Annotated in this window: 27 protein-coding genes and 1 pseudogene; 17 read left to right on the top strand and 11 right to left on the bottom strand. The window is 39.4% G+C overall.

Annotated features, from left to right (window positions below; translation table 11 throughout):
• Window positions 1–111: 111 nt before the first annotated feature.
• Both E2K98_RS18535 and E2K98_RS18530 read left to right on the top strand, forming a co-directional pair.
• A complete protein-coding gene (locus E2K98_RS18535; protein WP_133336719.1) occupies window positions 112–930 on the top strand; it encodes an MBL fold metallo-hydrolase in 819 nt (272 codons plus the stop codon).
• Window positions 931–1058: 128 nt separating this feature from the next.
• The gene (locus tag E2K98_RS18530; RefSeq protein ID WP_133336717.1) at window positions 1059–1880 is read left to right on the top strand and encodes an alpha/beta fold hydrolase; all 822 of its coding nucleotides are present in this window, start codon (window positions 1059–1061) and stop codon (window positions 1878–1880) included.
• A 46-nt stretch (window positions 1881–1926) separates the two neighbouring features.
• Here E2K98_RS18530 and E2K98_RS18525 read toward each other — a convergent pair whose 3' ends face one another.
• The 3 genes from E2K98_RS18525 to E2K98_RS18515 form a co-directional block, all read right to left on the bottom strand.
• Window positions 1927–2208 (bottom strand): YggT family protein, encoded by a 282-nt coding sequence (locus E2K98_RS18525; RefSeq protein ID WP_235824850.1) that lies wholly within the window; start codon window positions 2206–2208, stop codon window positions 1927–1929.
• A 549-nt stretch (window positions 2209–2757) separates the two neighbouring features.
• On the bottom strand, window positions 2758–4032 hold the full coding sequence (locus E2K98_RS18520; protein ID WP_133336714.1) for an L-cysteine desulfidase family protein: 1275 nt from the start codon (window positions 4030–4032) through the stop codon (window positions 2758–2760).
• 160 nt (window positions 4033–4192) lie between these two features.
• Window positions 4193–4975, bottom strand: coding sequence for a metal-dependent hydrolase (locus E2K98_RS18515; protein WP_133336713.1), 783 nt, complete (start codon window positions 4973–4975; stop codon window positions 4193–4195).
• A 198-nt stretch (window positions 4976–5173) separates the two neighbouring features.
• Between E2K98_RS18515 and E2K98_RS18510 the strand changes: the two genes are divergently transcribed.
• The gene (locus E2K98_RS18510) at window positions 5174–5548 is read left to right on the top strand and encodes a hypothetical protein (RefSeq protein ID WP_133336711.1); all 375 of its coding nucleotides are present in this window, start codon (window positions 5174–5176) and stop codon (window positions 5546–5548) included.
• A 25-nt stretch (window positions 5549–5573) separates the two neighbouring features.
• Here E2K98_RS18510 and E2K98_RS18505 read toward each other — a convergent pair whose 3' ends face one another.
• On the bottom strand, window positions 5574–6560 hold the full coding sequence (locus E2K98_RS18505; protein WP_133336709.1) for a DMT family transporter: 987 nt from the start codon (window positions 6558–6560) through the stop codon (window positions 5574–5576).
• 131 nt (window positions 6561–6691) lie between these two features.
• Between E2K98_RS18505 and E2K98_RS18500 the strand changes: the two genes are divergently transcribed.
• The 6 genes and pseudogenes from E2K98_RS18500 (at window position 6692) to E2K98_RS18475 (ending at window position 13274) form a co-directional block, all read left to right on the top strand.
• On the top strand, window positions 6692–7141 hold the full coding sequence (locus E2K98_RS18500; protein WP_133336706.1) for an NUDIX hydrolase: 450 nt from the start codon (window positions 6692–6694) through the stop codon (window positions 7139–7141).
• A gap of 1307 nt (window positions 7142–8448) precedes the next feature.
• Window positions 8449–8787: pseudogene (locus E2K98_RS32345) on the top strand (C40 family peptidase); the annotation flags it as partial.
• A gap of 140 nt (window positions 8788–8927) precedes the next feature.
• Window positions 8928–10226, top strand: coding sequence for a hypothetical protein (locus E2K98_RS18490; protein WP_133336702.1), 1299 nt, complete (start codon window positions 8928–8930; stop codon window positions 10224–10226).
• Window positions 10227–10404: 178 nt separating this feature from the next.
• A complete protein-coding gene (locus E2K98_RS18485; RefSeq protein WP_407921219.1) occupies window positions 10405–11583 on the top strand; it encodes a M20 family metallopeptidase in 1179 nt (392 codons plus the stop codon).
• Window positions 11584–11595: 12 nt separating this feature from the next.
• Entirely contained in the window at window positions 11596–11796 is a 201-nt protein-coding gene (locus E2K98_RS18480) for a DUF3311 domain-containing protein (protein WP_026573727.1), read from the top strand.
• On the top strand, window positions 11793–13274 hold the full coding sequence (locus tag E2K98_RS18475) for a sodium:solute symporter family protein (RefSeq protein WP_133336700.1): 1482 nt from the start codon (window positions 11793–11795) through the stop codon (window positions 13272–13274). Before E2K98_RS18480 ends, E2K98_RS18475 begins: the two co-directional genes overlap by 4 nt.
• 253 nt (window positions 13275–13527) lie before the next feature.
• On the opposite strand, the gene E2K98_RS18470 is transcribed toward E2K98_RS18475, so the two are convergent.
• Window positions 13528–13881 carry a hypothetical protein gene (locus E2K98_RS18470; protein ID WP_133336698.1) on the bottom strand — a complete coding sequence of 118 codons (354 nt, stop codon included), beginning with the start codon at window positions 13879–13881 and terminating at the stop codon, window positions 13528–13530.
• Between the two features lie 201 nt (window positions 13882–14082).
• Between E2K98_RS18470 and E2K98_RS18465 the strand changes: the two genes are divergently transcribed.
• The gene (locus tag E2K98_RS18465; protein ID WP_133336696.1) at window positions 14083–14736 is read left to right on the top strand and encodes a hypothetical protein; all 654 of its coding nucleotides are present in this window, start codon (window positions 14083–14085) and stop codon (window positions 14734–14736) included.
• Window positions 14737–14787: 51 nt separating this feature from the next.
• Here the strand turns inward: E2K98_RS18465 and E2K98_RS18460 are convergent, their stop codons facing one another.
• The 3 genes from E2K98_RS18460 to E2K98_RS18450 form a co-directional block, all read right to left on the bottom strand.
• The gene (locus E2K98_RS18460) at window positions 14788–15732 is read right to left on the bottom strand and encodes a PD-(D/E)XK nuclease family protein (RefSeq protein ID WP_133336694.1); all 945 of its coding nucleotides are present in this window, start codon (window positions 15730–15732) and stop codon (window positions 14788–14790) included.
• Between the two features lie 633 nt (window positions 15733–16365).
• Window positions 16366–16812: a VOC family protein gene (locus E2K98_RS18455; protein ID WP_133336691.1), complete on the bottom strand. Its 447-nt coding sequence runs from the start codon at window positions 16810–16812 to the stop codon at window positions 16366–16368.
• Between the two features lie 73 nt (window positions 16813–16885).
• Window positions 16886–17752, bottom strand: a complete 867-nt coding sequence (locus E2K98_RS18450) for a LysR family transcriptional regulator (RefSeq protein ID WP_133336689.1) — start codon at window positions 17750–17752, stop codon at window positions 16886–16888.
• A 166-nt stretch (window positions 17753–17918) separates the two neighbouring features.
• On the opposite strand from E2K98_RS18450, the gene E2K98_RS18445 reads away from it, so the two are divergent.
• Together E2K98_RS18445 and E2K98_RS18440 are read left to right on the top strand one after the other, a co-directional pair.
• Window positions 17919–18878: a threonine ammonia-lyase gene (locus E2K98_RS18445; RefSeq protein ID WP_133336687.1), complete on the top strand. Its 960-nt coding sequence runs from the start codon at window positions 17919–17921 to the stop codon at window positions 18876–18878.
• A gap of 12 nt (window positions 18879–18890) precedes the next feature.
• Window positions 18891–19073 (top strand): DUF1272 domain-containing protein, encoded by a 183-nt coding sequence (locus tag E2K98_RS18440; protein WP_133336685.1) that lies wholly within the window; start codon window positions 18891–18893, stop codon window positions 19071–19073.
• Between the two features lie 134 nt (window positions 19074–19207).
• Here E2K98_RS18440 and E2K98_RS18435 read toward each other — a convergent pair whose 3' ends face one another.
• Window positions 19208–19606 carry a (deoxy)nucleoside triphosphate pyrophosphohydrolase gene (locus E2K98_RS18435; protein ID WP_133336683.1) on the bottom strand — a complete coding sequence of 133 codons (399 nt, stop codon included), beginning with the start codon at window positions 19604–19606 and terminating at the stop codon, window positions 19208–19210.
• A gap of 457 nt (window positions 19607–20063) precedes the next feature.
• Between E2K98_RS18435 and E2K98_RS18430 the strand changes: the two genes are divergently transcribed.
• The 3 genes from E2K98_RS18430 to E2K98_RS18420 all read left to right on the top strand — a co-directional run bounded on the left by E2K98_RS18430 (window position 20064) and on the right by E2K98_RS18420 (window position 21403).
• On the top strand, window positions 20064–20531 hold the full coding sequence (locus E2K98_RS18430) for a GNAT family N-acetyltransferase (protein WP_133336681.1): 468 nt from the start codon (window positions 20064–20066) through the stop codon (window positions 20529–20531).
• A 323-nt stretch (window positions 20532–20854) separates the two neighbouring features.
• A complete protein-coding gene (locus E2K98_RS18425; protein ID WP_026573696.1) occupies window positions 20855–21175 on the top strand; it encodes a YbjQ family protein in 321 nt (106 codons plus the stop codon).
• Between the two features lie 3 nt (window positions 21176–21178).
• Window positions 21179–21403 carry a hypothetical protein gene (locus E2K98_RS18420; protein WP_133336679.1) on the top strand — a complete coding sequence of 75 codons (225 nt, stop codon included), beginning with the start codon at window positions 21179–21181 and terminating at the stop codon, window positions 21401–21403.
• Window positions 21404–21514: 111 nt separating this feature from the next.
• Here E2K98_RS18420 and E2K98_RS18415 read toward each other — a convergent pair whose 3' ends face one another.
• Both E2K98_RS18415 and E2K98_RS18410 read right to left on the bottom strand, forming a co-directional pair.
• Window positions 21515–22714 (bottom strand): CynX/NimT family MFS transporter, encoded by a 1200-nt coding sequence (locus tag E2K98_RS18415; protein ID WP_133336677.1) that lies wholly within the window; start codon window positions 22712–22714, stop codon window positions 21515–21517.
• Window positions 22715–23137: 423 nt separating this feature from the next.
• Window positions 23138–24187, bottom strand: coding sequence for an NAD(P)/FAD-dependent oxidoreductase (locus E2K98_RS18410; RefSeq protein ID WP_133336665.1), 1050 nt, complete (start codon window positions 24185–24187; stop codon window positions 23138–23140).
• 230 nt (window positions 24188–24417) lie between these two features.
• Here E2K98_RS18410 and E2K98_RS18405 point away from each other — a divergent pair, with 230 nt between their 5' ends.
• Both E2K98_RS18405 and E2K98_RS18400 read left to right on the top strand, forming a co-directional pair.
• A complete protein-coding gene (locus E2K98_RS18405; RefSeq protein WP_133336663.1) occupies window positions 24418–25263 on the top strand; it encodes an ABC transporter ATP-binding protein in 846 nt (281 codons plus the stop codon).
• A complete protein-coding gene (locus tag E2K98_RS18400; protein ID WP_133336661.1) occupies window positions 25214–26128 on the top strand; it encodes an iron-hydroxamate ABC transporter substrate-binding protein in 915 nt (304 codons plus the stop codon). The genes E2K98_RS18405 and E2K98_RS18400 overlap by 50 nt, the downstream gene beginning before the upstream one ends.
• Window positions 26129–26324: the final 196 nt, after the last annotated feature.

The raw sequence follows: 26324 nt of genomic DNA, 5'->3' as shown, positions 1-26324 counted from the left end.
GTTATCATATTTATTAAGTGCTGGTCTTATGCAATCCTTAATATTTAACCTGATTGATTTGATATAATTGGGGAAATAAATCATAAAATTTTAAAAAAAGAGGGAGACGCCATGATCCAATTTGAAAATGAATACATAACGGTGTTTCAAAGTGCTTTATTTCAAACAACTTGTACGGTGGTAGATGCTAAGGATTTTGTTCTTGTTGTGGACCCAAACTGGCTTCCGCACGAAATCGAAGAAATAAAACAGCATGTAAATGGGATTAAAGGGGAAAAGGAACTATACCTTCTATTTACGCACGGTGATTTCGACCATGTCATTGGCTACAAAGCCTTCCCGGGTGCCAAGGTAATTGGAAGCAATGGACTAAGGGACCACCCAAATAAGGAACAAAAAGTGTCCTTAATCCAGCAATTTTATAATGAAAATTACATTAAAGCACCTTATCCAATTGTTTTTCCGGAGGAAATCGATATTGTCATCGAAGAAGACGGTCAGAAGTTAGTGATTGGCGATACCACGATAACCTTCTACCTGTCGCCGGGCCATACGCATGACGGATTATTTACGGTCATCGAGCCGGAGGGCATTTGGATTACCGGTGATTACCTATCTGATTTCGAGCTGCCCTTTATCTACGACAGTGCAAAGGCATACGAAGCAACACTCCAAAAAGCAGAGCAGATTCTTGAGAAGCATAACGTTGCTGTTATGGTTCCTGGACATGGGCAGGCGACGACAAGTCAAGGGGAAATGAAGCGAAGAATTCAATTATCACAAGATTATCTAGAGAGATTAATTACAGCGGTTAAAAAAGAGGACCAAAAGGCTATGGGTGTATTGGAAAAAGAAATGCCATTCCCATCAAACTTCACTAAAACCTGCCACAAGGATAATATCGCCATTATTCAGAGGGAATATAAATAGCAACTAGCGGCCTATCGCCACTAATTAAATTCGACAAAATTCGGGTGGTGCCTGGCACCGCCCGAATTTTGTCACCTTTGGACAACTCCTCCAGTATAATAACGTATCTTTTATTGGAGAGGTGTTAAATGAAATCATTTTTTATTAAAGGAGGATCTGGAACGTCATTATTTGTGGTGGAGGGTGGAAATCCGCACGGGAAGCCAATCCTTTTTGTTCATGATGTATCGCAAAACCATCTTAGTTGGATTCATCAGTTTCAATCCAAGGAGTTAAATCAATTTCGCTTAATTGCTTTGGATTTACGCGGACACGGTTTTTCTGAAAAGCCGAAGGAAGGGTATCACAATCCACAAAACTGGGCGGATGACATCCAGTCGATTATTCATGCCTTAAATCTAAACAAGCCATTGCTGGTTGGCTGGTCCTACGGCGGACAGGTTGTTTTGGATTATCTTCAAATTTATGGGGAAGGGGATATCTCCGGTATTAACCTAGTGGATGTAGGAACTTCTTCGGGAATCTCTGGCGGCACCTATTATACTCCAGCCATGCAGGCCATCATTCCGGGACTCATATCCAAAAAAGCCCTTAATAGTACAAATGCTCTCAAGCAATTTGTAACACTTCTGTTTGCACAAAATCCAACAATGAACGATTTTTACTTCATACTAGGATATAACACAATGGTTCCTCCCTATGTTCGTGAAGCGATCATCACAAGATCTGTTTCCTATGATGAACTGCTTCCAACCATTCAACTGCCGGTTCTTCTTATCCACGGTGTAAAGGATAAAATTCTTAATCCGGCACAGTCTATTGAAAACGCACAGATCATACCAAACTCAATTCTTTCCCTCTATGCTTATGCCGGGCATTCTCCCTTTTGGGAGTCAGTGGATAAATATAATCAAGATCTCAGCGCTTTTGCGAACGGCAGGAATATGTAATAAAAAGAAGACAGTAGCCGTCCTGATTACTGTCTTCTCTAGATTCTTATACCCCAATGAAAGTCAACGAGCGGCGGAGGCCTTCCAGGGCAAAGCTACTTAGATAATTAAATACAAAGAGTGCGATGATAGGCGAAATATCAATCGGACCAAGAGGGGGGATAAACCGCCTGAAAATGCTTAAATATGGTTCAACTAGTTTGCCAATCCATCCGCCAATCTTGGAGGAGTGAAAAGCCGGAAACCAAGAACCGAAAATAGATATTAAGATCAGCCAATAGTATACCTCAAAAAGAGTCTGTCCAAATTGAAAAATGGTTAAGCCCAATTTTAATTCTCCCATCTATAATAAATTTAATGAAATTCTATAACTTGTACGATACATAGGTTTATACGATTATATTCTTATTTGGTTTCAATATTTTCATCCTGTTCATCGTAAAAGGCCACTTTTCTCGAGTAAGGTGAAAAAGCTGCCCTTTAAGAGATGATCAGGCAGCTTTCTCTAACATTTTTATCTATAACAGCAATCATTATTCATCTTCCGTATAAGCTTCCGTTGTCGTATCCCTGCAATCCCAGCACTCAGCTCGAGTCCTTTCCAAAATTGACAATTCCATTCCACAAGAAATGCAAATATCCATAGGTTCATATGCCCCTTTCCGGTGAGAATGTTTTAAAACATATTTATATATATTCAAAATATTATGAATTATGACGTTGTGAGCTTGTATAAAAATAAAAACGCCCTGTCCCTACCCAAAATAGGTGATTCGACAAAATTCGGGTGGTGCTTGTTACCACCCGAATTTTGTCGAATGAGGCCATACAAAAAAGCCGGCAGTACTGCCGACTTTTCATTAGGGGTTAACATGATTTATTTTTCGAGCATGAGTTGCAGGATGAGCTGGTCGGTTTGTCGGGTTCCTTCGTTTCCGAGTTTGCAGAAGCTTTCGATGCTTTTTTCTACGTCGTCGTGAATGAAGCCGTCGGTTGATTGGATTGCTTGGTTGTTTAGTGCCAAAAGGGCAGATTGAACGGCGACATTGGAACAGGTTGAGACTTTCATTGCACAGCCTGCTTTCGCACCGTCACAGATCATTCCCGAAACATTGCCAATCGTATTTTGGATTGCTGCTTTAATTTGGGGAAGGCCGCCGTCAAGCAGGTACACAATCGCGGCGCTTGCTCCCATACCGGCAGCCGTTACGCCGCATAGGGCGGACAAACGGCCAAACTTGGATTTGATATGAATCGTAACCAGATGACTAAGGGCAACCGCACGAATCATTTTTTCCTCCGAAACTTTTAACTTCTCTGCAACAGCAACCACTGGAAGGGTAACGGCAATCCCTTGATTTCCACTCCCCGTATTGGCCATTACTGGAAGGGTGGAACCTGCCATCCTTGCATCAGACCCTGCAGCAGCCAGTGACATAGCGGCAGTAGCCAAATCATCTGATAGATATCCTTTTTTTACATTTTCCTTAATGGTTCGTCCAACATTCAACCCGTACTCTCCGGAGAGTCCTTCAATCCCAATCTTCCGATTTAATTCGATACTCTTTATTACAAGATCAAGGTCATGAGAGTCAATAGTAAGAAGCCAATCATAGACTTCATCAATGGTAAGCTCTTCTAATTCTTCCTCATCGGTTTGAATCCCGATGTTTTCACAGCCGCCAAGGAAAACCGTTTTTCCATCTACCTCGATTAGGGTGATATTACTGTGATTATCAGATATAACCACTTTTGCTGTCTGCTGATCTGTTTGTAAAACTACTTCTATATACAGTCGTTTCGGTGTATCTGCCTGTCCGGTTGTAACTTTTCCCGCTTCAATCAGCTTTAATGCAAGCAGCTCATCTTCTGCTGTCAGTCCATCAAGAACCTCCAGCTTCTTATCAGGGTCTCCTGCTGCTGCTCCAAGTGCTGCAGCAAAATCAAGACCTTTAGCCGACATCCCTGGAATTCCAACCGATTTCGCATTCTTAATAATATTTCCGCTCGCATACAGATGAATCTTTTGGATATTGCCCTTTGCATAGCTTTTCGCCGTCGCCGCAGCCAAAGCAATTGCAACGGGCTCCGTACAGCCAAGAGCAACCACTAACTCCCTCTCCAAAATCGACAAAATCTTATCCTTTCCCATCCCCGCTCACCCTCCGCTTTCCCAATCAACTTTTCCTAAATTCTATCATACCGGCAATCAAAAGCTATTAGGTATTTTTTGGGGGGCGTGGATGTATTCGACAAAATTCGGGCGGTGCCTGTCACCGCCCGAATTTTGTCGAATATAAAGCACCTCTTTTTTATTTCTCAAATGTGACTTCTTCTCCGTAACCGAGGGGGATGACGGCTGTTTTTGGGTAGTCCTTTAATAGCTTTTCTAGTTCTTTGTCTTTGTCGACCATGAAATCAACAACTGGAAATGCATTGAGTAATTGGGTTAAGGCTTCAGGTGATGCGGCGGTTTCGTTGGTTGGGAAGGTATGGCTCGGTATGACGTAATGAACGTCTAACAGTTGTTTTACCGCATAGGCTGCTTCCCTTGGTCCCATTGTAAAGTGCCCTGAAGAGGACAATACTGCAATTTCAGGCTGATACACGTCCTGAATTAACTTCATATCGGACATTAAGGCTGTATCCCCTGAGTGGTAGACGGTATAATCATTTTTAAAATCAAAAATATAGCCGGCCGCTTCTCCCGCATACACAGGAGTACCTTCTGTTTCCCTATAAGAGGAAGTGTGTTTCGCCTGGACCATCGTAACATTTACATCATCAAAGGAAACAGAGCCTCCTAAATTGATTGGCAGTACATTTTTAATCCCTTGCTGTAGAAGAATCAATGCCAGCTCATATTGTGCAACAATCATTATTTCAGGTTTATGCTCAACGATCTTAGACAGCCCACTTGTATGGTCAAAATGACCGTGGGTTAGAAAAACACAGTCAACAGATTGATAGAACGCAGCGGTATCCAAATCCGGCGGAAACCCGGGATTTAAATCAAAAAAGGGATCAGTCAGATAGTTTTTCCCTTCCTTACTTTTAAAAATATACATAGCATGGCCAAGTCTTTGAATTTTCATCGTGAGACCTCCTATTGGGAATAAGACCAAAACTATTGTATTTTCAGGATGGGTAATTTAGAACCTATGGAACTTTGCGAAACCCTCGCTATGCATCAATAATCCTTTGAAAAAAGTAGTTACCTATTTTCTATATAATTTAAACTAAATATGTTAATATTCGTATAAAGAAACAAAGAAAATAAGGAGATGTATGTATTGTTCCTTGCAGAACTTCACTCAGAAGAGCGAGAAGCATTTCTTGAATTAGCTAACTTAATTGCCGCGATTGACGGGAATCGATCTATATTTGAAGAAACTATTTTAACTAAATATAAAAAAGAAATGGAACTCGAGGATTATCAATTGAAGGGCCTTGCCATCGAGGATATACTCAAGATATTCAAATCGGAACGTTCCAAAAATATCGTCTTAGTTGAACTTTTTAAATTAATCTATTCAGATGGAGTGTTTCATCATCAAGAGAGCGAATCTGTCCAAATCATCAAGAAATACTTCGGATTTGATTCGAATGAATTCGCAAGCTTCAAGGATTGGATTATAAAAATTAAAGAATTATCATTTGAAAAATAAAAAAGAGCTTGCCCCAAGCTCTTTTTTATTTGTAAAGTTGCTCCTCAGTCCGCCGCCATTTTCTTAAACCAAACAAGCCCTTTTTTCCTTTCTGATTCACAGCCGCTAAACCTACAGCTACAAGTAGAAGGGCCACAATTGTATTAACTGTTATATGTTCACCCGGTAGAAACATCACGGATAAAATGGTCCCGGAAACGGGTACAACGAACTTATAAAGAGAAACCTCTCCCGCTTTATTATACTTGAGCAAAGAAGTCCACAAGGCGAAGGCCGCTGCGGATAAAAATACAGCATACCCCAATAGAAGCCATGCATTCGCGGTAAATTCAAAAGCGTGTGGTCTAAGATTTGGAACCCCAACCACGAGCATGATCAACGAACCAGTGAACATTTGCCATCCGGTTAAAGCAAACGGATGAAGATTAGCAGACAGACGTTTGGATAAAAAGGTACCGAAAGTACTGGCTAATCCGGAAAGAAGCATAAATCCTTCTCCATAAAACGAAAAATCCAGTGAGGCATCCTGTCCCCAATTGGACAGCACAATACCGCCAAAACCAGTAATCAACCCAAAAACCTTCCGCCAATCTAAGCGATCATCCTTATAAACAAAATGTGCTAGAAAAACAACGAAAAATACACCGCTGGAGTTTAAAATCGATGCCTTCATCCCCGATGTATGGGCTAATCCATTATAAAAAAAGAAATAACTTAAACTCGTTGTAAACAGCCCTAAACCAATAATGGCTGGCCATTGCCGCCAGTTTACTTTGAGCGCCTTACGATCAACGCAGAGCATGAAAAACAGCAGCAGTAATGACGACATCATGAAACGGATTCCAGCAAAAACAATTTTTGCTGATAAATCGTCTTCTGCCATGCCAAGCTCATCATAACTTAGTTTTAAAACCGGAAAGGCACTCCCCCATAAAACCGAGCAAAACACGGCAACCACGACGACCCAATATTTATTTGTAAAAAAACGTGAATAGCTCTTTTGCTGGTTCATACTAGTCCACTCCGAAATTCAGTCTATGACTCTAGTTAGCCATTATACACGAGACTGAAAGGGCTTGCACTAGTAATTAGTAATAGAGGAATAATGATATGATAGAAATAAAATTATTTTGGAGGATACTTATGGGCTATATTGAAGAATTGCGAAAAGTCATCGGCACCCGCGCGATTATTTTAGTAGGCGCAGTAGTGGGCGTGATCAATGAACAAGGAGAAATTCTTTTGCAAAAACGGCCGGAGGGCATCTGGGCGCTTCCGGGCGGGCTCCTGGAATTAGGGGAGTCCGCTGAAGAGGCAGGCAAAAGAGAAGTTTTTGAAGAAACAGGAGTTGAAATTGGTCATCTTCAGCTTGTAGATGTTTTTTCAGGAGAGCAGTATTTCAGAAAGCTGGAAAATGGCGATGAATTCTATCCAGTTACAATTGTATATACTTCAAATAATATTAAAAGCAGTAACATCAAAGTGGATGGGGTGGAATCGCTTGCTGCTGGATTCTTTCCGATACGAGAATTACCAGATGAGACCAGCCCGTTAGTGCTAAAGCTGATTCAAAAACTAAATATAGGTCAATAACGACACTAATAAACGGCTAGGTGACAGTTTCATCCAAAACAGGTCAAAATGTCTATATATCGTCAAAAACAGAATTTCTTACTAGGCTAATAGTATTTATGAAAAAATATTCTAACAGATTAAAAATTGTTTACAAATGTGTTACTTAGGTCAAGTGGTAGATGGGAAAAAATAGCGGTAAAACCCCGATGTTATAATATTTACCGCTATTTCTATAGTTTGTAATAGAAAGCGTTTACACGACCACATATTCAATAAATTTACTGTATTACCACTTTGTGTGGATGTGCATGATTGTACTTTTCATTATTATATCTATGTATTAATAATGAAAGTAAGGAGTGCTTTAGTTGAAAAAAAATCTAGTAACAGCAGCTGCAACGGCCGGGCTTGTACTTACTGCATTTGGAGCCACTGCCAATGCACAAGAACCTACATACACAGTTCATCCTGGTGATAGTCTATGGAAAATCTCTCATTTACAAAATGTTTCGATCAATCACTTAAAAGAATGGAACAACCTTTCAAGTGATAAAATATATGTAAATCAAAAATTAACCCTTACCTACACCGTAAAACCTGGTGATAGTCTATGGAAACTAGCAAGAGCGAATGGTACGACTGTTAGTGAGCTGAAAAGCTTGAATGGCTTATCATCAGATTTGATTCGTATTGGCCAGCAATTAAAAATACCAAATTCAAAAACTAGTACTCAAGTTTCTGCTCCGACCCTCTCTGTTAACCAAAAATATGTGGTTAAAAAAGGGGACACGCTATCTGAAATTGGAGCTCGTTTTAATCTATCTGTTGTACAGCTTAAAAATATCAACCACTTAACATCAGACCGCATTCATGTAGGACAAACCTTAAGTGTGAGTGGTGCCCAAGCAACATCTGCTTCGTATAAAGTTTCTGAAGCAACTAGAAAAGTTACCAAATCCAAAGCGAAAGCAGCTGTGAAGCGAGTAGAGATCATTAAAAGTGTAGTGGCAAAATCGGAAGCAAAAACTGCGGTAAAACCTGCCGCGCCTTCAGAGACAAAGGTGGCTCAAAAACCAGCCGTGAAGTCCAGTTCAACTGAGACTCAAAAATCTGAAGGAAACACATATTCAAAAGAGTCTGTTCAACCAGCAGCACCATCGACATCAACAGCTATCCAAAAACCAGTTGAAAAGCCGGAAACAACTACGGTCCAAAAACCAGCAGAGAAGCCAGAAACAAATGTGACCCAAAAACCAGCAGCGAAACCACAAGCAGAGGCTACTCAAAAACCTGCTGTTAATTCCGCATCAAAGGTCCAAGAAGTAATTGCTGAAGCTCAAAAATACATAGGCACACCATACCGCTGGGGTGGAAATACTCCTAGTGGTTTTGATTGCAGCGGTTTCACAAAATATGTATTCGATCATGTAGGAATTTCAATACCTAGAACAACCAGCACACAATGGAGTGCAACTACACCAGTTGGTTCGCCAAGCGTAGGGGACCTAGTCTTTTTTGAAACCTACAAAGCTGGTCCATCACATGTTGGAATCTACTTAGGCAACAATAAATTCATTAGTGCAGCAGACCAAGGTGTTGTTATCTCCGACATGACAGTATCCTATTGGAAAACAAGATACTTGGGTGCAAGATCTCCTTATTAATGTAGCCAAATCTAAATAAATGTTGATTTATAGTACCTGCCTCTAACTGATATAATGTTAGGACAGGTACTTTTTTGTTATCAATTTTCAATAATGGTGCAACGAAAATTACGGATTTATAAAGGAAGTCGGAATACATAATGTTTAAAATCGGATTAGTCGGCCTAGAAACGTCTATAAAACAGATTTTAGATTTGGCAAAAGAATATAAACAGGAATTGGATTTCATCCCTTTACCTTATGTAGAGGTCGAAGAAGTAGAGAGAATTGTAACAGCACATCATTCCGATGTGCATGCGTGGCTTTTTTCGGGCCCGCTCCCCTATGAAATGGCGAAAAAAACATTGGGAACAGACAAAATAATGGTCCATGTTCCTGCTACGGAATCAGGTTTTTTTAAAGCCTTTTTAGAGTTGAGTGATGAACTAGGGAGATTGATTAAAAAGCTAAGCATAGATACGATGACAACAAACAACATCAGCGAGGAAGCTTTATCACAGCTTAATATAAATAAAACAACCGTCTATACAAAAACATTTGATTTAGATGTTAATACGAATGAATTGTTGCAATTTCACCTAGAGTTATGGAATCAAGGAAAAACTGAAGGAGTCTTAACTTGTTTCCCATCTGTTTGCGAAGCGTTAAGAGAGGAAGGAATTCCTGCCTATCGAATGTCGATGACGTTGATGGAAATACGGCAAACACTTCGAATCCTTTTGGAAAAAGTAAAGACCTCCTACTTTAAAGATAGACAAATTGGCGTTGAAATCATCGAAGTTGAATATTTTAACAGAGTAGCAGAGGAAATGAAAACCCCTTATCATTTACAGTACCTAGAGCTCAGACTAAAAGAAATGTTGATTCAACTGGGAGAAAAAATTAATGGGTCCTTTTCTGAGAAGGGGAACGGCCGATACATGATTTTTAGCTCCCGCGGCGCAATTGAACGTGAAATTGCGGCGCTTGAAGAAACCGTTCAAAAATTGGCATTCGAGGCAGAAACGACTGTTGCGGTTGGAATTGGCTTCGGCGAGACAGCTTATGCAGCTGAAATCAATGCGTTTCGTGCCATTCAACATTCTAAGGAAATGAAGAAACGCGAAATTGTTATGGTTCAAGATGATGGAAAAATTATCGAATCACCCGGCCAAAACAATGAATTACAATATGAAATCCGTTCCCAAAATGAAATCCTTATTGAAAAATTAAAAAAGGGAAATATCAGCGTTAAAACATATAAAAAAATCGTTGCCCTCATTCAAAAAATGGGGTGGCATGATTTTACAACAAAGGATCTAGCGGCACATCTTGAAATGACGGAGCGTAATGTGCGCCGAATTGTAACCGATATGTGTGAAGTTAAGTTGGCAAAATATGTTGGCCAGGAGGCCTATGCTACTCGTGGAAGACCAAGTAAAATATATCGATTGTTATAAGCATCCAGCGTTTTGGGTGCTTATTTATTTTGGCTTTTTTCAGAATACCTAAAGATTATCACATTCATAAAATTCAAAAAACTATTGAAACTTAATTCGCAAACCTATATACTTCATTTAAGGAATTTTTTCCTTAAACTAACCAAAAATAAAAAGGAGGTTGATGGACGTGTCCCAAATGATAATGATGAATGATTTAATCGAAGAGGTTAAGGAGGAAGTGGTTAGCTGGCGAAGATACTTACATATGTATCCGGAGCTATCCTTTCAGGAAGTAAAAACAGCCCAATTTGTTTATGAAACCTTAAGTACTTTTGGTGATCTGGAAGTTTCACGACCGACAAAAACCAGTATTATGGCTCGGTTAAAGGGGCCGCAGCCGGGAAAGGTAATTGCACTGCGGGCAGATATGGATGCGCTTCCAATTAAAGAGGAGAACGATTTTAACTTTGTTTCACGGAATTCAGGTGTCATGCATGCTTGCGGGCATGATGGACATACAGCGATGCTGTTAGGCGCTGCAAAGATTCTGACAAAGTTAAAGGGGCAAATAAGGGGGGAGGTTCGCTTTCTATTTCAACATGCCGAGGAGCAGCCGCCAGGCGGTGCCCAAGAAATGGTGAACGCAGGTGTCCTCGACGGAGTAGAATCAGTCCTTGGTGCCCATCTGGTTTCTACTCTTCCACTTGGGAAAATTGGTTTGAGTTATGGGCCGATGATGGCCGGAGCGGATACGTTTAAAGTTACCGTTTTAGGTAAGGGCGGACATGCCTCACAACCTGATCAAACGATTGATCCGATTGTGATTGGGGCTCAGGTGGTAACGAATCTCCAACATATAGTTTCAAGGTATCAGGATGCTCAGGAAACTTCCGTGATTTCAGTAACCCAGTTCCATGCAGGAAGTGCGATCAATGTAATTCCAAGTACGGTAACGATTGGAGGGTCCGTTCGATGTTTTAACCCAGACTTGCAGAAGAAGATACCGAACTTTATTGAACGGATTGTAAAGGGGATTACGGAAGCACATGGAGCCACCTATCAATTTAATTATCAGTTCGGTTACGCCCCCGTTATAAATGATGAGGAAGTTACGAGAGTAATAGACGAAACGGTTTGTGAAGTTTTTGGAAAAGAGAGCAGGGAATTGGTCAAGCCGATGATGGCAAGTGAAGATTTTTCTGCCTTTCAAAAAGTAGTACCAGGATCCTATGTTTCAATTGGTGCCGGTAATGAAGGAAAAGGGATTATCTATCCACATCATCATCCCAAGTTTACAATTGACGAACAAGCTTTAGAGGATGGAACGAAGTTATTGGTTCACGGTACTTTGAAACTATTAAATCAAAACGATTAAGGGGATGAGAGAATGAAATCCATCTATTGGCTAGCCGTTATTCCATTTCTTGGCCTTGTTGCAGGGGCTTTATTTACAAATAGAATGACTCCTTATGTGCTCGGAATGCCGTTTTTTCACTTTTGGATCGTACTCTGGTCTTTTTTAACAACAGGAATACTTGGAATTATCTATATTTTAGATCCAGCTAACCGGGAGGAGAATTCAAAATGAATATTGCTGTGCTATTCATCTTGTCATTTTTCGTCGTTTCTGTTGCTATAGGGATTTGGGCAAAAAAAGGGAAAGAGATGAACTTGGAACAATGGTCGGTGGGGGGCCGCGGAATGGGAACCCTATTGATTTTCCTTTTGTCAGCTGGTGAAATGTATACGACCTTTACCTTTTTAGGGGCAAGCGGTTCTGCCTATCGGGATGGGGGTTCGATTTTTAGCATCGTCACATATGGCTGCTTGGCAACGGTCATTTCCTACTTCGTATTTCCTGCGATTTGGAGGTATGCAAAGCAACACAAATTAGTTTCTCAATCTGATTTCTTTGTAAAAAAATATCAGAGTCCTTACCTTGGAGTCCTTGTTGCCGTGATCGGGATTGTGGCATGTATCTGCTACTTAGTACTTCAATTCAAAGGCTTAGGCTATATTGTGACGGCAACTTCTTATGGGGTCATCTCTTCTAAGGCTGCTATTTGGGTCGGGGCTCTTGGGGTAACCATTTTTGTGATGATTTCTGGTATTCACGGTTCCGCTCTGACATCGATTTTGAAGGATATTTTGATTCTAGGTATTGTGGTCTTTTTAGGAATTTATTTCCCTATACATTATTACGGCGGTATTCAACCGATGTTCGAGGCGATCAATCAAGCGAAACCCAATTTCCCTATACTTCCAGAACAAGGGATGAGCGTATCGTGGTATATATCGACTGTTATCTTAAGTTCCATTGGATTTTATATGTGGCCGCATGGGTTTTCTCCCGTTTTTGCAGCTTCGAGCGAAAAGGCTTTACGAAAAAATGCAGCCCTCATGCCCATTTACCAATTGATTCTGTTGTTTGCCTTTTTTGTAGGGTTTGCAGCCATTTTACAAACACCAGGATTAGAAGGAAGTGCAGCTGATTTAATCTTACTCAAGTTTTCCAAACAGGCATTTGACCCATGGTTTGTTGGGCTGATTGGCGGAGCCGGTGTGTTAGCTGCTTTAGTACCAAGCTCTTTACTATTAATGACGATTTCAACTTTGTTTGCTAAAAATATTTATCAGGTATTCTCTCCAGCCACAACAGACAATCAGATTGCAAAACTAGTAAAATATCTCGTTCCGTTTATCTCACTTGCAGCCATTTATTTGACTTTTAAAGGTGGAAATAGCCTTTTTAGTATTGCCATCATCGCTTACAATTTTATTACTCAACTTGCCCCAGCCTTTTTTGCCAGCTTGATGAAAAAGAATTTTGTGACGAAACAGGGTGCCTTTGCCGGAATTATCATTGGTGGTGTGTTAGTGTCCTTTATGGATTTAGGGAATATAAAAGTTGCCGGGCTATTCCCGCATCTTCCTCAAGCTATTAAAGACTTGAATGATGGAATCATCGCCTTATTTATTAATATTATCGTTTTATTAATTGTTAGTTTAGTAACAAAAAAAGCGGCATCAACCAAGCAGAAGGCTGAGGTTCTGGAGACGGTATAGTAAAGTATAAAAAATAATCTGTAGGATTCCTAAAAGGGATCCTCTTTTCTGTGAATATATCTCTCCGAGGGTGCTGGAAGGACAAAAAGAAGTGAGAAGAGGGCAGAAGTGTCTTTCAAGAGGTGCTGGAAGGACAAAAAGAGGTGAGAAGAGGGCAGAAGTGTCTCTCCAGATGTGCTGGAAGGACAAAAAGAGGTGAGAAGAGGTCAGAAACGTCTCTCCGATGTGCTGGAACGACAAAAGGAGGTGCAGGCTAGGCTGAAGTGTCTTTCAAGAGGTGCAGGAAAGACAAAAAGAGGTGTGAAATTGTTTGGATTGTAAAAAGAATCCATTTTACCGTAACCCAACATTGCTTGAAAAACCCCCAATTTGTAAAAGATCCATAGATGAAGCTGACCAATAAAGTTCCGAAAGCTCCAATTCTGACAATCTGGTCACTAATGATCACAATTCTTTTATAGGTCTCAAACGTTTCATCGAAGGTGGCTAATGTTATCCCGTAATTTAAAGCAAAGGAGGAACTCATAATGCCGCCAAAAAATAATGCTACCAATATAATATGAATCACCTTTAACCATTTCACCCCAAATGGGCCAAACTTCTTCATTACTAACCTCCTTCTATATCTATAAGTCCTATATAAGAGTAACAGGATTCCCAGGATTTTAAAAAAAGCAAGAGTTGTAATGCTGTCTAAGTCTTGGGTCTTATTTCCCCTCAGTATAGGAATCTAGTTCATTAGAAGGTTTGTCCTATTAAAAGGATAAGTTTACAATAGGATAGAAATAATTCTTCTAGGAGCAAACCAATGGATAAGAAAGAACAATTGTTATTGAACTATTATTATGAAAAGTTAGTTAATCATACGTTTGATGAAAAGGATGTATATGCGTTTTTGTTGTTGATTCGAAATCGCAGTAAAGAGATTCGCTGGATTCAGGAGCTGGCTGATTTGGCGGTGCAGCGTGAGCAGTATACCGGCTATATTAAGGAGTACCTTGTTGAAACAAGAAAGAAGTTTGAAAATCTAGGAAAAACAAAAGCGGCGCTTCGGATTGAAGACGTATTTTCCTTTAAAGAAATCAAAACCGGAATGAATAAAGCTTTGGCAGAGTATCAATTACCTGGGCTGGCAAATGAGCATATAAACGATTTTGTAACCTGTCTTATTTCCATCCTCCAACAGATTAAAATTATGGATGAGAACGAAAGAGAGATTGGTAAACTATTTTTCTCAGTCTCCAATAAACAAATTATTTTAATGGCGGAAATAGAGGTTACTCAAAATCTATTCAAGAAAACGAACGCGGTTTTTCCCGTTCTGACTACTAATAATAGTTACTTGGATATCAAAAAGCAGGACCGGTTTGATACCCCTTATTTGTTTGCAGACGAGGCAGTTGAAATTATCAATCAGGAAGGGAAAATGGAGATTATAATTCCGGATAGGAATTGCCCCTAACCAAAAAAGCCTAAACCATGGAGGAAATTCTTCCAACTTGGTTTAGGCTTTTTAACCATTCAGTGAATCATGAACCGACAAACATTTCTCCTTAAAATTACAGTTCTGACACTTTCTCGAAGGATTCATCTCAAACTGTTCAATATTCAGCGGCATATTTTTTACAGGATCCTCAAGGTATTTCAACATATAATAGATACTGTCATTCATTAAGGCTTGAGCGGATTCTATTTCGAACTCGGTTAATTTATATTCCTGGTGTTTGCCAGATAGCAAATATTCATTGCGAAGGATGATGTCTTCTATTGGAATATTGTGTTGTTTTGATAGAAAAAGGGCATAAAAGGCTAGCTGTTTGCGATCATCCTCTGATTCTTTCCCCGTTTTCCAGTCGACGACAATCCACTTTTCCTGACTCACATCTTTATAAACAAAGTCGAGTACAACGAACACATCGACACCATTAACCTCAAACGTTTGAAAATCCTCTGAATGCAAGACATGCATCTCTAGTTTTGTCAGAATATCTTGGTAGGTCTTGCTTGTGAAGAAGTTCTTCACACATAGGTCCAGCTTCATTTTCGCAGCGGCAATGGCATCCTTGCTAAGCCCATTTCCATAATAGATTTCATGGAGCATTTGGTATTGCTTCGGCTTGTTAAACCATAGCTGTCGATGCTTGGTGGAATCAAGGTAGGCCTTATTGAGACTTCGAGTGATCAAAGTAATCATCTCATCTTCAGTAAACAGGCTTTTGTCATTGAGAAACTTCTTGAGCTGCCAGTCAATCGCTTTGTGGATTAGGTCCCCCAATAGAATGGGGATGTTTTTGATATTTTTAAGCCGGTAGGCTGCTTTATTTTCATCGGGTGCTTCATATAACCAGCCATTATGAGATTCATAGTATTGGTGATAATACTTTCGCACACATTCCAGGAATGTTTTATGCCTGGAATTGGACCACGAAAATTCAGGAAAGTCCCGGTGAACGTACATGGGAGTTCCTCCTCCTATAAAGTGATGATGACCAATATATGGTTGTTATTGTAGTAGTGAGTTACTTCTAATGCGGACTGCTAGATTTCATGGACGAAAAAATTCTTTCAAAGCCTGGATGAAAGACAATTTCTGTGATTCAAGATCAAGAAATGTCCTTCAAAGCCTGGTTGAGGGACTTTTTCCATGTTAAAAGGGAAGGTCATCATCAGTGATGAGTCCAATCGGTTTCTTTTCTTCCGAATTTCTTCGCCTGTACAAATCCCACCACATATTCACAGCCAATAAATGTATTATACATATGATATCATTTCTAGCTAGACTCTTGGAATGGAATTAGGTGTAAGGTAGCCGGTGGTTGGATTTGATAATTAAAAAAAGAAGCATTATTTAATGAAAGATTAGTGTATGAATACCTGAGAGAAAACAAAATTAGGAATGCCTAGGAGGGAATAATATAGCTCTATCAATAGATAAAGAGGTGAAAAGAACTAGTATATACTAATCAATCGTTTGGTTAAAAGCGGCTATCCAATGAATAAAGCTTTTACCGGCAATAGCATATACTAATTAAACGTTTAGTTAAAGACCATTTTTCATAAACCAATTGCTGAAATCCCACATATTAAAGAGTTATAAGTATAGCTTCTCCCACTCACTCAAATATATTTTTTCTGCTTGCTCAATCTCTTTTGGTAATCTTGTAATAAACTCCAAACTGTTCCCATCAGGGTCATCAAAGTAAATCATTGCGTGAGCTTGATTAGGAACAACAACTGGTTCTTTTGGTTCTTTCCCAAACTCCTCCTTTACCTCAATTCCACGTTCTTTTAACCAAGTCTTGGCTTTCTTTATATCTTCTAAATCAACATAAAATGCTATATGTCTCAACGATACATGATAAGGAATTTTTGATTCTGGACCTTCCCATAAACCAATCCAACTTTTTCCTTCTTCAATCCAAAAGAAAGCAACTTTATCATATTTTTTATAAAGTTTTAGACCTAACTTTTGATAAAATTCAATAGATTGTTTTAAGTTACTAACTGGTAAATGTGCCTCATATAAACCTTTTATCATGTCATTATCCCTCCTATAATTTTTGTTTTAGGTGAATTATTCTGACGTTTGATGGAAAAACAAATTCATTTAGTTAAATGAAAGAAGATTCAAGCGAGTAAGCAATCAGTTTCAAAGCAATCTTTTTCAACATCGGTTTATATAAAAAATCCACACGTCTCTGTAGCTTTTCCCCTTCAAGTAAAATGATTTTAGTAGAATTTTCTTGAACTTGGCTAGTTACCATCCTAGGTAAGATGGAGGAGCCAATTCCTTTGCTAACAAAAGGGATAATGGATTCATTGGCTTCAAGATCAATTAATACATTGAAATCCAGGTTTTGATCCCTGCAATATTTCTCGAAGTACAAGCGGATATCACAAGGATGTTTATGAAGAATTAAGTTGTGCTGTAGAAATTCGTCTAGAGTAATTGTTGATTCACTAGCCTGTAATCCAGGTACTATAGCATCATATGGCTCCCAGAATAGTTCTTTACATTTTATATTATTTTTAAGATTACTAGTGTCCTGGACATAGGCAAAATCAATAAAGTCAGAATCCAACAGATCAATTAATTCCTGTGTAGTGTCTTTTAACGTTAACTCTACCTTAAAGGATGAACCAATTTTACTTATCACACTTGGCAAAAAATAGCTTCCGATACTGGGAAGCGCCCCAATTTTAATTGTATTTTTACTGGAGAAAGCCTCCATAGATTTGGCCAGACTTTCTGTACCTCTTAGGATGACAACTGCTTTGTCATAGAAAAATTTGCCCGCCTTCGTAAGCTCGATGCCCGTTGTTTTTCGCTGGAACAACTGACAATTTAGTTCTTTTTCAAGTAAGGATAATTGTTTTGAAAGGGCAGGCTGCGAGATAAAGAGAGTTTTAGCCGCTTGAGTCATACTACCTGCCTCAACGGTGATAACAAAGTAATGAAGTTGAGCGAGTTTAAACATTCGGATCAAATCCTTGAAAAGTATTGGTAGTCATAGTGTATTACAAAACATTCCAGTATTGAACTGATAAATATAGTCATAACGAATAGTTATGACTATATAACTTAACGGTATTATCTCCTGACACGTGTTTGCAAGTAAAATGTTGATAAGGGAGTTGATCGTTATGAATTCTGACTTAATAACATTACAGCATATAATCCAGGCACACGGTCGGATTAAGCCTTACATCCGCCATACGCCACTAGAATACAACGGAGAGCTTAGTCGCTTATATGATTCAGATATTTATTTAAAACTGGAAGACCTTCAGGTAACCGGTAGTTTCAAGGCAAGAGGAGCTTTCAATAAGCTGTTAACATTACAAAAAAATCAATGTGAACTCGGAGTGATTGCACCTTCTGCCGGCAATCATGGCATTGGATTGGCCTATGCTGCCCATAAATTGAACGTTCCAGCGTTTGTCTATTTGCCGTTTGATGTTGACGAGAGTAAAGTGAAAGCCCTGGAAAGCTACGGGGCAGTTATTACTTACTTTGATTCGATTGAGGAAGCGAGGGTGTCGGCCTTAAGAGCTGCCGAGGAAACCGGTTATACTTTCCTTTCGGCCTACAATAACCGCAGCATGATTGAAGCGGGAGGGACGATTGGTTTAGAGATTTTAGAAGATTTAACTGATGTTGACACCGTCATTACCTGTTTAGGTGGTGGGGGACTTACAGCTGGTTTGTGTATTGCTCTTAAATCAATAAATCCCAATATTAAGGTGTGGGGTGTTCAAACTAAGAACAGCCCAACATTTGCTGTCTGGCATCAAAATGGTGAAGTCTGTCCAGTTGATTTGCAGCCTTCAATTGCAGAGGGATTGAGCGGGCCAATTGAACCGGAGACGCTAACGTTTCCGATTATCCATGAACATATTGATCGAATTCTAACTGTAACCGATGAAGATATCATCGAAGCGATGAAATCAATGTTGAAGCATCAATACATTGTGGAACCCTCGGGTGCAGCGGGGATAGCAGCATTGAGACAATTAGGGGTAGAAATAAAGGGGCGTAAGATAGCGGTTGTGGTTACAGGAAGGAATATTTCGTGGTCAAGGTTTTTAAATTTAGTAAAATAGGGGGGATTTGTGATGGCGTTAGAAATGCGGAGTGTATGTGAAAAATGCAATCAACCAGTTCATCAGGAAGGGGAAGCTTATATCTGTAGTTATGAATGTACTTTCTGTCATGATTGTACAAAAGAGATGAATGGTGTTTGCCCTAATTGTGGCGGGGAATTAGTTATACGGCCGCGAAGGATTAGGAAGGATTAGGATATACTAATCAATCATTTGATTAAAAGCAGCTATTCCCATAGAATAAAGCTTTTGCCCGAATTAGCATATACTAATTAAACGTTTAGTTAAAGTGCATCTGACGTGAAAAATAGTCTTCGATGACAAGAAGACTATTTTTCATTGATTAACTGCAGTACTGCGGGAATATCAGCAGGTGCCCATTTCAATGAATCTAGATTTTCTCTTTTTAGCCAAATTAGTTTAGAGTGCTCTCTTGGTGTAGGGGAGCCCTCCACGACTTTGCATTTAATCGAAAGCAAATTTATGATAACTGTTTCATATTCATGGGTGGTGTCATTAAAAACCTTTTTCGATGTTTCAATCTTGCAATCCAATTCCTCGTCAATTTCTCTTTTTAATGCGGTATAAATATCTTCATTTACTTCTACTTTCCCACCTGGAAATTCCCACATATTTGGGGTCGACATTTGAGGTGACCGAAGAGCACATAAGACTTCACCGTGCTCATTTTCAATAATGGCAGCAACCACCTTTACTAGTGTTTTCATTACTATCCCTCCCAAATCATTTAATTAATATAATACCATTCTTAAATAGGAAGAGTGAAAAGCCTGTGAGCAACTGCAACAAGACAATTTGAGTAGATGGATGGACCATTCCGTCATTTAAGGTAAAAAATGAAACTATCCTAAAATCAATATGAACTTTCCATCGTCTCTGGATGAGCAAATAGAGGAGTTCGGTTTGATACAAGCAATACCAGAGATTACTTCATAGATTACTACAAAGACTACAACAGAGATAAATACTCTGCCGTTCTCTAAAATTGTTAATGCAAACAAAAGCAAAGCCTTGTGAGGTTACAAAAACAAAGTAAATTAAGCTTTTTCATAAAAATCTACTTTGACCCTGTCCTTTCTTAGCATTTTTCTTTATATAGGATTGTGATGGGGGAAGTATACCGATTATGATTGGTGAATGAAGGAATTTATTGAGGAGGAAGTTATGGATACTTGTGTACTAGATCCAGTTGTACAAGAAAAAAGAATTCTATATCTTGATTATCTTCTTTTAGCTGATGAGAGTGAGGAGGTAGTGAAGGAATACATATATGACGGTGAGATGTTCACAATTTGCCAGGATGGGATTTGTATTGGTGTTGCATTATTTACTTTCCTAGCCAATCAAATAGTCGAGCTTAAGAATATTGCAATCGTTGAAGAGTATAGAGGAAGAGGAGTAGGTAAACAAGTCGTAATGGAGGCTTATAAACTATACCAATCTAAGGGATTACAGAAAATGATCGTCGGAACCGCCAATTCTAGTATTGCAAACATTGCTTTTTATCAAAAAGTTGGTTTTAGGATGGTTGAAATTAAAAAGGATTTCTTTAAAAAGTATCCCACGCCCATTTTTGAAAATGGGATAAGGGCATTGGATATGGTGATGTTTGAGAAGGATTTAACTGAATAAAATCAGTATTTTTTAATGATGCGGCAGAAGGTGAAAGCGCATTTCTGGCTTACCGATTGTCAAAGCAAGGATTGCATCAAATGAATTTATCTCATTATCCATAAAACTACTTCATCCTTATTCACAAACAAAAATATATTTTCCTCAATTTTACTATAAGGGAATAATTTCTAATTTTTAACGAACCATTTGTCTATAAATATTGGGGTGGCTTTCCTTGTTTTAGGACAAATTTACCAAAATGTTGTAAAAGTAATGGCATTTTCTATTCTTTGCAAAGTAAAATAAACTTGTAGGACTATTTTTAAAGGGGGCGGATTCAAATGAACATCGTAACAACCGAGAATATTGCGAATCATAAAATTACAGAAGTGATTGGACCAGTATTTGGATTAACCGTAAGGGCGAGAGGACTTGGTAAGGATATCATGGCTTCTCTTAAAGGGCTCGTGGGTGGAGAAATTAATCAGTATACAGAAATGCTGGAAGATGCTAGAAAACAAGCAATCGACCGCATGGTGAAAAATGCGCAGGCAATGGGGGCAAATGCGATTATTATGATGCGCTTCGACTCTGGTGAAATCGGTCAGAATATGAGTGAAATCGTCGCGTATGGAACAGCTGTTATTGCGGAAAAGGAATAGACGATGAAATGGATTTTGGGTTATTACGGTATCCAACTCATCATTCTTATTATTTTAATCATTGGTTCCTGGTTGATTTGGGATCGCCGCTTTAAATCGAAGCATGGACAACAAGTGCCTAAGGGCTTCGTCCGGACAAATGAGGTCTCAATTGATCCAACTACAAATAAAAGATTAGTTGTTTACTTTAATCCGGAAACCGGTGAGCGATTTTATAAGGAAGAATAGGGTGAGGGGACGATCTCAGCTTATAATTATTAAAAGGTATCCCCAGAAAAACGAATTGGAGATACCTTTTGCATTTTGGTTATAAAAATTACTTATGTTAAGTTTTCGCCCTTACACATACCGATTCCGGCCGGATAGCATTCCAAATGTCATCTGAATGACAGAAACAATAATGAGAGTGATGAGTGGGATGGTCCACATATGGGTTTGGTCATATAAAAACCCAATAAATAACGGTCCGATTGCGGCAAGAATATAACCAGTTGATTGGGCCATTCCCGATAAATCGGCAGCTTGGGCAGCACTTCGGGCACGAAGGCCGATATAGCTAAGGGCTAATGGAAAGCTCCCACCCAAGGCAATTCCGATTAAAATAATACTGATAATTAAAACCGGATAGGATGAGCCAAAGAGTAATCCTGTAAAGCCGACTAAAGCACTCAAACTTAATCCGAAGGAAATACCAACTTGTGAACGAAACCGTCCTGCCATAACAGGGACGAAGAAACTGGCCGGTAATCCCACGAGTTGGGTAAAGGAAAGGAGCCAACCTGCTGTTTCAACACTAATGCCGTGACTGTGCAGGATTTCAGGCAGCCAAGAAATCGTTACATAAAATAAGAAGGATTGAAACCCCATAAAAATGGCGATTTGCCAGGCAAGTTTTGAACGCCAGATTTGATTTGAACTGGGAGTTACTTTTCTGACTGCATTCTGGCTTCCTTGATTAAATTTGACAAGAAAGCTCCAAACCAAGATGGCTACAATAGCTGGAATTCCCCAAACAATTAAGGCTCCCTGCCAGCCAAGGTTTAATCCCGTTGCTAATGGGACACTTACTCCGGATGCTAAGGATGCAACAAATCCCATCGAGGTAGAGTAAACACTTGTCATCAACCCGAATTTTTGTGGGAACTTGTCCTTTGCAACAGCTGGCAAAAGCACATTTCCAATCGCTATTCCCATCCCGGCCAATAGGGTTCCGACAAAGAGAAAAAATGTCATGGGGATCACCCGTATACTAATCCCAATCAAAAGTGAAACCAAGCCAATGAGCAGAGTCTTTTCGTTTGAAAATCGATTGGCTAGTTTTGGAACAATTGGTGACATGACGGCAAAAACGATTAACGGTAAACTCATTAACAGGCCTGCGCTCCAATGGGCAAGTCCGACATCTTTCTGAATCATTCCAATTAATGGCCCAACAGAGGTAATCGCCGGTCGCAAATTAAAGGCGACAAGGATAATCCCGGTAACGAGGAAAAAAAGATAAGACGATTTCGTCTGAGTATTAGAATTTGTTAATTCCATTTATTTACTCCTTTCAGGAAAATACACTTTCTAAAGTATATCATAATGAAAGGGGAAATGCGGTCAGTGTCAGGTATGATAGAGGCCAAAGTCAGGAGAGTAAACGTAAAAACTGCCTTCAATAAACTAGATTGGGGACAAAATCAAGCGAGTATCTTGATAAATGTCCCCAATAATTTCTCTTCCTCTTCATATTAAATTTTGTCGGTTTTTAATTTAGCTTTTAAATCCAATATATTGACCCGCTCACTTGTATCGGCTCCTCCTACGCCAAATACCATGGTAGCCACTCATGCTACCCCCACTACCTATACTATAAAGAAATAATATTAATAGAATATGTCATAGATGTTATAAACCTGTTAACCCTTCTTTAAAAAAACATGAAGTTGAGGAAGGTATATTGGCGAAATCTACTGAAATTTACTTCATCATTTGCTTAATGAATTCCCGATTCCGTTTCTGAAAGACTTCATTATGCGAAGAGACCATCGCCACTTTAGGTGCGTGCGGCTGAATAAGTTGCTTTGCTTTATTGACTGCATTGGCCGCATCTTGGAAAGCACCCGCAATTAAATTCACTTTCCCTTCGTACATGAGAATATCTCCAGCCGCATAAATTCCCTCAACAGAAGACTCACATGTCGCATTGCCAGCAATATAAGATTGCTCAGCCCGTTCAATAGACAATTCACTATGATCCAATAAGGCCGCATCTTGTTCATAGCCATGATTGATGATTACCTCATCGATCTCCAGAGAAAAGCTTTCACCCGTTTCTTGATGGGTCAAGCACACCTTCTTAATCACATCATGCTCGTGGGAAGCAACTAATTTCGTAATCGAGGTATTTAAGAAACAATGGGCAGAACTGTTCAATAACTGGGAAACCTGCGCCTCATGTCCTGATAATTTGTCCTTCCGATAGGTTAGATAAACTTGTTTGGCAACTGGCACCAACTCATTGGCCCAATCAATCGCCGTATTGCTGCCGCCGGATATGATAACTGTTTTATTTTTAAAATGGTTTAACGACTTCACGGTATAATTCAAATTCGAAACTTCGAATCTTTCTGCACCTTCAATTTCCAGTTTTTGCGGTTTTAAGATCCCGCTGCCAACTGCCACGATGACCGTTTTTGAAAAATGCATTTTCCCTGATGCCGTTTTTAAAACGAAAATCCCCGCTTCATCCCGGCAGATTGACTCCACTTTTTCATTTAAAACGACTTCCGGGTTAAACGTTAATCCCTGCTGGACAAGCTGCTTCCGTAAGGTTTCTCCGGGGACAGGTGTTAAGCCGCCCACATCCCAAACAATCTTTTCTGGATAGATATGTAATTTACCGCCTAACTGCGGTTGAAATTCGATGATCTTTGTTTTCATTTCGCGTAATCCACTGTAAAAGGCAGAGTAGAGTCCTGCCGGTCCGCCGCCAATCACGGTTACATCAAATAATTCTTGCTGATTCATTTCCTCACACTCCCAGCAAATAATTGTTATTGATTATCATTCTCAATTAAACATACACAATTTTTACTCAATTGGCAATAGAGAACTTTTCAGGGCGGACACGAAAGAGGTATCTATAAATTTAGCAATTTAAAAAAAATGATTGACAGAGGATATAATTGCCATTAAAGTGGAGTTGTGAAAATGATAATCATTATCAATTGCGTTTTTCTAAAGGGGGTTACAAAAAAATGGTTCGCCTTTATACCAATGAAATCACGATAGGGTACGGTGACCGTGTCATAGTAAAAGATCTTAGTGTTCAAATTCCTGATAGAAAAATCACGACCATCATCGGTTCCAACGGCTGCGGAAAGTCAACTCTCTTAAAAGCGATATCCCGGATTATTCCTTTTCAATCTGGAACCGTAATCCTTGACGGAAAAAATATCTCACAGGAGAACACGAAAATTCTCGCTAAAAAAATGGCGATACTGCCGCAAACACCTGAAAGTGCCAGCGGATTATCGGTAGGAGAACTCGTTTCCTATGGACGTTTTCCTTATCAAAAAGGTTTTAGCCGTTTGACCAAAAAGGATATGGAAGTCATTAACTGGGCCCTTGAGGTGACTGGAACTGCATGCTTTAAGTATCGGCCTGTCGATGCATTATCAGGCGGCCAGCGGCAGCGGGTTTGGATTGCGATGGCTCTTGCCCAAGAAACGGAAATCATCTTCCTCGATGAACCAACAACCTATCTCGATATGGCTCACCAGTTAGAGGTTCTAGAACTCTTGCAAAGACTTAATCGCGAACAGGAACGAACGATTGTCATGGTGCTGCATGATTTAAACCAAGCGGCTCGTTTTGCAGATTATTTGATAGCGTTAAAAGACGGGCAAGTCATGAAAGCGGGGCAGAGTGAAGAGGTTCTTACTCCTCTCGTGTTAAGAAAGGTATTCAACATTGATGCTGAAATTGGGAAGGATCCAAGAACCAATAAACCCATGTGCATCACGTACAATTTACTAAAAGGAGATAGGAAACATGAAAAAGCTGATGATTCCCTTTATTTTAATCTTAGTGTTAATTATTAGTGCTTGCAGTAACTCTACTAAAACAACAACTAACTCGGATTCAAAAAAGAAAGACACGATTACATACCAATCAGAAAATGGACCCGTTAAGGTTCCTGCACATCCGAAACGCGTTGTCGTCCTTTCCTCATTTGCTGGGAATGTCATGGCGTTAGGTGTTCCGCTTGTCGGAGTGGATTCCTGGTCAAAAATGAACCCGCGTTTTGACAGTAAGCTGAAAAATGTCGAAGAAGTATCGGATGAAAACTTGGAAAAAATTATTGAATTACACCCAGATTTAATTATTGGGTTGTCTACGATAAAAAACGTAGATAAATTGAAAAAAATTGCACCTACCGTTACTTTTACGTACGGAAAAGTAGATTATCTAACGCAACACGTTGAAATTGGAAAACTATTAAATAAACAAAAAGAAGCACAGGCTTGGGTGGACGATTTCAAGCAGCGGGCAGAAAAAGCCGGTGAAGAAATTCGAGCTAAAATTGGACCAAACGCGACCGTTTCGGTTGTAGAGAACTTTGATAAGCAGCTCTATGCTTACGGCGACCACTGGGGACGCGGAACAGAAATTTTATATCAAGCTATGAAGTTAAACATGCCGGAAAAAGTGAAAAAGATGGTAGAAAAAGATGGATACTATGCCTTATCACAGGAAGCCCTTCCTGAGTATGCCGGGGATTATCTCATCTTAAGTAAGAATTCAGATACGGATAACTCGTTTCAAGAAACCGATACGTACAAAGAAATCCCAGCTGTTAAAAACAAACATGTTTTTGAAGTAAATGCAAAAGAATTCTATTTCAATGACCCGTTAACATTAGATTATCAGCTAGAAACGTTTAAAAAGGACTTTCTAGGAAACTAATTTTTTCTATTTTCTTTGGTTCGCAGATAAAACATTTCAGTACGCAGATAAAAGTTCCTTTTTCGCAGATAAATGACTCAGAATCGCAGATAAATCATGATGGGTTTCACTTGATAACGTTTGACTGAATCCATTTTAAGAGTCAAAAACTACAATTTTAAAAGGAGGAATTCAGTTTTATTGAATTCCTCTTTCC

The sequence above is a fragment of the Bacillus salipaludis genome (assembly GCF_004358205.1).
The sequence above is the reverse complement of the archived record's forward strand: the minus strand, read 5'-3'. Positions and strand labels throughout refer to the sequence as shown.